Below are 6,190 nucleotides of genomic sequence, written 5' to 3'. Positions count from 1 at the left end.
GTGTTCACGACGGTGCAGGATGTCGCGCAGACGGTGCTGTTCCTGTCGGCATTCCCGAGCGCTGCGCTCACGGGCCAGTCGTTCATCGTCAGCCACGGCTGGTTCATGCAGTAACGCCGGCACTTCCCCGGCGGCAGGCGCGTTTCCGCGCCGCCGCCATTCTTGCGATGGCGTGCCGTCGTCGACCGACGCCAAGCCATCCATCACCGCCGTCCACGGCGGGATTTCTCGGAGCAACTGATGAAACCGCACGCGCGTACAGAAAAGCAGGCCGTCGATGCGGCGGACCTGCACCACGAAGCCGGTGCGCCGGTCGCTGCGCGGTCGCTGCCGTACGAAACGATCGCGCTCGTCCTGCAAGGCGGCGGCGCGCTCGGCGCGTATCAGGCCGGCGTATTCGAAGGGCTGCACGAAGCAGGCATTCCGCTCGACTGGATCGCCGGCATCTCGATCGGCGCGCTCAACACCGCGCTGATCGCCGGCAACGCGCCCGAGCATCGCGTCGAGCGCCTGCGCGAATTCTGGGAAACGATCTGCCAGCCGGCGTTCTTTCCGGCGATTCCGGCCGCGTTCGAATTCGCGCTGTTCAACAGCATCGATCAGGTCCGCACGTTCTTCACCGCGTCGCAGGCCGCCAGCGCGATGATGCAGGGCCAGCAGGGCTTTTTCGTGCCGCGCTTTCCGCCGCCGCTGCCCGGAGTGTCCGATCATCCGGAAAAAATCAGCTGGTACGACACGTCGGCGCTGCGCACGACGCTGCTGAAACTGTGCGACTTCGACCGGATCAATTCGGGCGAGACGCGCGTGTCGGTCGGCGCCGTCAACGTCGGCACCGGCAACTTCGTGTACTTCGACAACTCGCGCATCCGTCTCGCGCCCGAGCATTTCATGGCGTCCGGTGCGTTGCCGCCCGCATTCCCGCCCGTCGAGATCGACGGCGAGTATTACTGGGACGGCGGCGTCGTGTCGAACACGCCGCTGATGGAAGTGCTCCGTGCCCGGCCGCGCCGCGACACGCTCGCGTTCCAGGTCGACCTGTGGAGCGCCCGCGGGCCGCTGCCGCGCACGATGGCCGACGTCGCCGAGCGCACGAAGGACGTGCAGTATTCGAGCCGCACGCGTTTCGTCACCGATACGCTGCAGCGCGAACAGCGCTACCGCAACGTGCTGCGTCACGTGCTCGACCAGGTGCCGGAAGAGCAGCGCAAGAACGACCCGTGGTGCATCGAGGCCGAAGAGATGTCGAGCGGGAAGAAGTACAACATCCAGCACCTGATCTACCAGCAGAAAGCGTACGAGCATCACTACAAGGACTATCAGTTCGGTCTGTCGACGATGCGCGACCACTGGTCTGCCGGTCTCGACGACATCCGCAAGACGCTCGCGGTGAAGGACGGCCTCGCGCTGCCCGTCAACGACGCGGGCTTCGTCACGCACGACATTCACCGCCGCCGGTAATGCCGCGTGCGACGGGCCGGCGCGCCGCATGCGCCGGCCCGTCCTCCTTTCCGATTCGACATGCCGATTTTCATTGCGCTATTCGCGCTCATCGCCCTGGGATGGGGCGCCGTTCACCTGTTCCACGTCATCGCCGCGCAGTTCGGCCAGCCGGTCGCGATCGCGGCCGCCGTGCTGGCCGCCGCGCTCCTGACCGCACTGATCGCGTGGTGGCTCAAGCGCCGTCGCGACATCGCACCGAACACGAAGGAACAAGGCTGGACGCATATCGTGCATCGCGCGTGGGGCGAGTTGCGCGTGTCCGCGACGCAAGGGCTGCTGTGGCTGTCGCATGACGGCGCGGACGGCCGCTATACGCTATCGCAGCTCGACGGTTGCGAGGCCGCACCGATCGACGGCCGCTGGCATCTCGTCGTGCGCGTGCGCGACGCCGTGCGCGGCGAATGGAAGCTGCCGATGATGGACAAGCGCGATGCGCAGCGCTGGGCGCGCGTGCTGATGCTCGCGAAGGACAACCGGCTCTGAACGCGCGTTCGGGCCGCACGGCCCGGCCGCGCGACGGCCCGCTATCGCGCGCCGAGCGCCCGCAGCGCATCGAGCACGTGCTGCGTCGCCCGTTCGACCGGGCCGGCTCGATGGGCAATCCCCAGCTCGCGCCACAACGCCGGGCGTAACGGCCGCATGACGATGCGCGCATCCGGCAACGGGGCGCCCGCCTCGTGCGGCAGCAGCGTCGCGCCGTAACCTGCGGCGACCAGGCTCTTGATCGCATCGTTGTAGTTGAGCGCGATCCGCGGCTCGGGCCGGTGTCCGCCGAGCGCGAACCATTCGGTCGTGAGCCGCGACAGGCGCGTCGTCGCATCGTTGAGAATCAGCGGCCGCGCGGCCAGATACGCGGGCGTCACCCGGGCAGGAAGCGGCCAGTCCGCGGGCAGGAAAGCCATCACCGGATCGCGGCGCCATGGGCGGATCGTCAGCCCCGCGACCGGCGCTTGCGGCAGCGCGACCAACCCGACATCGAGCGTGCCTTGTGCAATGCGCGACAGCGTGTCGTGCGACGTGAGCACCGCGATCTGCACATCGATATCCGGATGCTTCGCACGCAATCCGGCCACCGCCTGCGGCAACAGATGCGCGATCGCCCCGGTCGATGCGCCGAGGCGTACGCGCCCGGTCAACCCCTGCACCTGCCGCTGCACGTCGTCCAGCGTGGATTCGACTTCTGCCAGCAGACGCCGCGCCCGCTCCACCAGCACTTCGCCGATCACGGAGGGGCGCACGTTGCCGCGGGTGCGCGACAGCAGCGGCGCGCCGACGCGGCTTTCAAGCTCGGCAACATGCAGGCTGACGGTCGGCGGAGCAAGATGAAGCCATTGCGCCGCCGCCACGAAGGAGCCCTGGTCCGCGATCGCGACCAGCGTACGCAGGCGGTCCAGACTGATTTCGCGCATCACACACCTCTCGTTCAGGAAAGCTGAATCGGACGGTCAGCAAATTCAACTTTTCCTATTCTAGGCTTTCGGTGGACGATACGGCTTCCCCCGACGACCGAACGCGACGAACACGACCATCATGAGCTTCCCCACTGTCTTCATCGACGGCGACCAGGGCACGACCGGGTTGCAGATTCACGCGCGTCTGCGCGACCGCAGCGACGTGCGGCTGCTCACGCTTCCCGCCGCCGAACGCAAGGACCCCGCGCGGCGCGCCGACGCACTCAACGCGTGCGATATCGCCATCCTGTGCTTGCCCGACGCGGCCGCGCGCGAAGCGGTCGGCTTCATCCGGAATCCGGCGGTACGCGTGATCGACGCCAGTTCAGCGCATCGCACGCAGCCCGAATGGGTCTACGGCTTTCCCGAGATGGCCGACGGACAGGCGCGACACATTGCGCAGGCCAAGCGCGTGACCAATCCGGGCTGCTATCCGACGGGCGCGATCGGCCTGCTTCGCCCGCTGCTGCAAGCCGGGCTGCTGCCGCGCGACTACCCGGGGAGCATCCATGCGGTGTCCGGTTACTCGGGCGGCGGGAGGGCCGCCGTCGATGCATTCGAATCGGGCGACGCCGCCGCACGCGCGTTGCCGCTGCAGATCTACGGCCTCGCACTCGAGCACAAGCACGTGCCCGAGATCCGGCAACACGCGGGGCTCGCACACCGCCCGTTCTTCGTGCCGGCCTACGGTGCCTATCGGCAAGGCATCGTGCTCACCATCCCGATCGAGCTGCGCCTGCTTCCGGCCGGGGTGACGGGCGAGCGGTTGCATGCCTGTCTCGCGCATCACTACGCGGATGCGCGTCACGTCGACGTGATGCCGCTCGCGGACGCACGCGCGGCAACGCATCTCGATCCGCAAGCGTTGAACGGCACCAATGATCTGCGGCTCGGCGTGTTCGTCAACGCAGACGGCACCCAGGTGCTGCTGTCCGCCGTGTTCGACAATCTCGGCAAAGGGGCATCCGGCGCCGCCGTGCAGAATCTCGACTTGATGCTCGGCGCGCGACACGCGGCGTGACACGCCCGCAGGCATCGTCGACGGTGCCTGCGCACGCCCCCGTAAAAGCTCACCTTTGGCCGGTTTCAGGCCGTATCGTCACCCGCGGCGGCATCCAGGCCGGCCAACGCCTCCACCAGAAAATCCACGCACACGCGCACCTTCGCCGACGCCGCGACGCGTTCCGGATACACGGCCCAGATGTTCGCGGGCTGGATCGCATCGGGCAGTACGCGACACAACGCGCCGCCCTCGATCAGCGGCCGGGCCTCCCAGATCGAGCGCAGCACGATGCCGCGCCCGGCCAGCGCCCATTGCACGGCCACCTCGCCGTGGTTCGTCGACAGCGCGCCGCCGACCTTCACCGTAGCCGTTTCGCCGCGCACGTTCAGTCGCCATACGCCGAACGGATGATCGCGCTCCTTGATCGCGAGACAGTCGTGCGAGGCCAGATCCGCGAGCGAGCGCGGCGTCCCGCGGCGGGCGAGATAGTCGGGCGACGCGCACAGCACGCGATGGTTCGCGGCAAGGCGGCGCGCGATCAGGTGATCGGCGATTTCGTCGCCGATGCGCACGTCGAGGTCGTAGCCCTCGCCGGCAACATCGACGAGCCGGTCGAACAGATCGAGCCGCACGTTCAGTTGCGGATAACGCGCGCTGAAGTCGAGCAGCGCCGGCGCGACGACGTGCCGGCCGAAGCCGAAGCTGCTCGACATGCGCAGCGTGCCGCGCGGCACCGTGCGCGTGGTCGACACGTCCTCGACGAGCTGATCGACGTCGTCGAGAATCTTTTCGGCGCGCGCGAGCACGCGTTCGCCGGCTTCGGTGACCGTCATGCGGCGTGTCGACCGATGCAGCAGGCGCGTGCCGAGCTGCGCCTCGAGCATCGCGACGCGCTTGCTGACGTACGCGGGCGACACCGCGAGCTGTTCGGCGGCCGCGCTGAAGCTCGCGAGGCGGACGACCACGCTGAACACGCGCAGGTCGTCGAGGTTCGGCGATTTATTCACGATTCGTGGAAGGTCGATTAACTTTTGCGCGATTTTAATCCATATGGAAATAAATAGAATGACGTGACGGGCCGCTGCCTTCCCGGCAGCCGGCCGAACAGCCAAGGAGATTTGCATGACCGACAGGACTTACAGGATTGCCGTTATCCCCGGCGACGGCATCGGCCGCGAAGTGATGCCCGAGGGCGTGCGCGTGCTTGACGCCGTGACCGCGCGCTTCGGCGTGCGTTTCGACTTCGTCGAGATCGACTGGGCGAGCTGCGACTACTACGCGCAGCACGGCACGATGATGCCGGACGACTGGAAAGCGCAACTGTCGGGCATGGACGCGATCCTGTTCGGCGCGGTCGGCTGGCCGGCGACGGTGCCCGATCATATTTCGCTGTGGGGCTCGCTGCTGAAATTCCGCCGCGAATTCGACCAGTACATCAACCTGCGGCCCGCGCGCCTGTTCGACGGCGTACCGTCGCCGCTCGCCGGCCGCCGCGCGGGCGACATCGATTTCATGATCGTGCGCGAGAACACCGAGGGCGAATATTCGTCGGTCGGCGGCACGATGTTCGAAGGCACCGAGCGCGAAGTCGTGATGCAGCAGTCGATCTTCACGCGGCACGGCACCGAGCGCGTGCTGAAATTCGCGTTCGAGCTCGCGCAGCGGCGCGCGAAGCGCGTCACCGTCGCGACGAAAAGCAACGGCATCGCGATCAGCATGCCGTGGTGGGATGCGCGCGCGGCCGAGATGGCCGAACGCTATCCGGAGATCGCGGTCGACAAGCAACACATCGACATCCTGTGCGCGCGGTTCGTCCTGCAGCCGGACCGCTTCGACGTCGTCGTCGCGTCGAACCTGTTCGGCGACATCCTGTCGGATCTCGGGCCGGCCTGTACGGGCACGATCGGCATCGCGCCGTCGGCGAACCTGAACCCCGACCGTACGTTCCCGTCGCTGTTCGAACCCGTGCACGGTTCGGCGCCCGACATCGCGGGGCAGTACATCGCAAATCCGATCGCGATGATCTGGTCGGCCGCGATGATGCTCGACTTCCTCGGTAACGGCACGGGCCGCGAACGCGACGCGCACGATGCGATCGTCGCCGCGATCGAGGACGTGCTGCGCACGGGGCCGCGTACGCGCGATCTCGGCGGCAACGCCGGCACGCAGGAAGTGGGCGAGGCGATCGCCGCGCGGATTGCGGGTTGAGTGAGGGTTGTGCCCGGCGTTCGCGCCG

Annotated in this window: 6 protein-coding genes and 1 pseudogene; 5 read left to right on the top strand and 2 right to left on the bottom strand. The window is 67.6% G+C overall.

Features of this window, described 5'->3' with window-relative positions:
• The 3 genes and pseudogenes from WT97_RS34090 to WT97_RS15935 form a co-directional block, all read left to right on the top strand.
• A pseudogene (locus WT97_RS34090) lies at positions 1 to 114 on the top strand (3-hydroxybutyrate dehydrogenase); the annotation flags it as partial.
• Between the two features lie 126 nt (positions 115 to 240).
• Positions 241 to 1,458, top strand: a complete 1,218-nt coding sequence (locus WT97_RS15940; RefSeq protein WP_060353765.1) for a patatin-like phospholipase family protein — start codon at positions 241 to 243, stop codon at positions 1,456 to 1,458.
• A 60-nt stretch (positions 1,459 to 1,518) separates the two neighbouring features.
• Positions 1,519 to 1,983 carry a hypothetical protein gene (locus tag WT97_RS15935; RefSeq protein WP_060353764.1) on the top strand — a complete coding sequence of 155 codons (465 nt, stop codon included), beginning with the start codon at positions 1,519 to 1,521 and terminating at the stop codon, positions 1,981 to 1,983.
• Between the two features lie 41 nt (positions 1,984 to 2,024).
• Here WT97_RS15935 and WT97_RS15930 read toward each other — a convergent pair whose 3' ends face one another.
• On the bottom strand, positions 2,025 to 2,909 hold the full coding sequence (locus tag WT97_RS15930; RefSeq protein ID WP_059792624.1) for a LysR family transcriptional regulator: 885 nt from the start codon (positions 2,907 to 2,909) through the stop codon (positions 2,025 to 2,027).
• 121 nt (positions 2,910 to 3,030) lie between these two features.
• Between WT97_RS15930 and argC the strand changes: the two genes are divergently transcribed.
• A complete protein-coding gene (gene argC, locus WT97_RS15925; protein WP_060353763.1) occupies positions 3,031 to 3,972 on the top strand; it encodes an N-acetyl-gamma-glutamyl-phosphate reductase in 942 nt (313 codons plus the stop codon).
• 65 nt (positions 3,973 to 4,037) lie between these two features.
• On the opposite strand, the gene WT97_RS15920 is transcribed toward argC, so the two are convergent.
• Complete coding sequence (locus WT97_RS15920) at positions 4,038 to 4,961, bottom strand: LysR substrate-binding domain-containing protein (RefSeq protein WP_060353762.1); 924 nt, start codon at positions 4,959 to 4,961, stop codon at positions 4,038 to 4,040.
• Between the two features lie 115 nt (positions 4,962 to 5,076).
• On the opposite strand from WT97_RS15920, the gene WT97_RS15915 reads away from it, so the two are divergent.
• Positions 5,077 to 6,162: a tartrate dehydrogenase gene (locus WT97_RS15915; protein WP_059792629.1), complete on the top strand. Its 1,086-nt coding sequence runs from the start codon at positions 5,077 to 5,079 to the stop codon at positions 6,160 to 6,162.
• Positions 6,163 to 6,190: the final 28 nt, after the last annotated feature.

The sequence above is a fragment of the Burkholderia sp. MSMB1459WGS genome, from assembly GCF_001534535.1.
Classification (GTDB): Bacteria; Pseudomonadota; Gammaproteobacteria; order Burkholderiales; family Burkholderiaceae; genus Burkholderia.
The sequence above is the reverse complement of the archived record's forward strand: the minus strand, read 5'-3'. Positions and strand labels throughout refer to the sequence as shown.

Bases quoted from the DNA above. Each gene is read 5' to 3' on its own strand.
- WT97_RS15940 (WP_060353765.1), top strand. From the start codon at position 241: ATGAAACCGCACGCGCGTACAGAAAAGCAGGCCGTCGATGCGGCGGAC.
- argC (WP_060353763.1), top strand. From the start codon at position 3,031: ATGAGCTTCCCCACTGTCTTCATCGACGGCGACCAGGGCACGACCGGG.
- WT97_RS15930 (WP_059792624.1), bottom strand. From the start codon at position 2,909: ATGCGCGAAATCAGTCTGGACCGCCTGCGTACGCTGGTCGCGATCGCG.
- WT97_RS15915 (WP_059792629.1), top strand. From the start codon at position 5,077: ATGACCGACAGGACTTACAGGATTGCCGTTATCCCCGGCGACGGCATC.
- WT97_RS15935 (WP_060353764.1), top strand. From the start codon at position 1,519: ATGCCGATTTTCATTGCGCTATTCGCGCTCATCGCCCTGGGATGGGGC.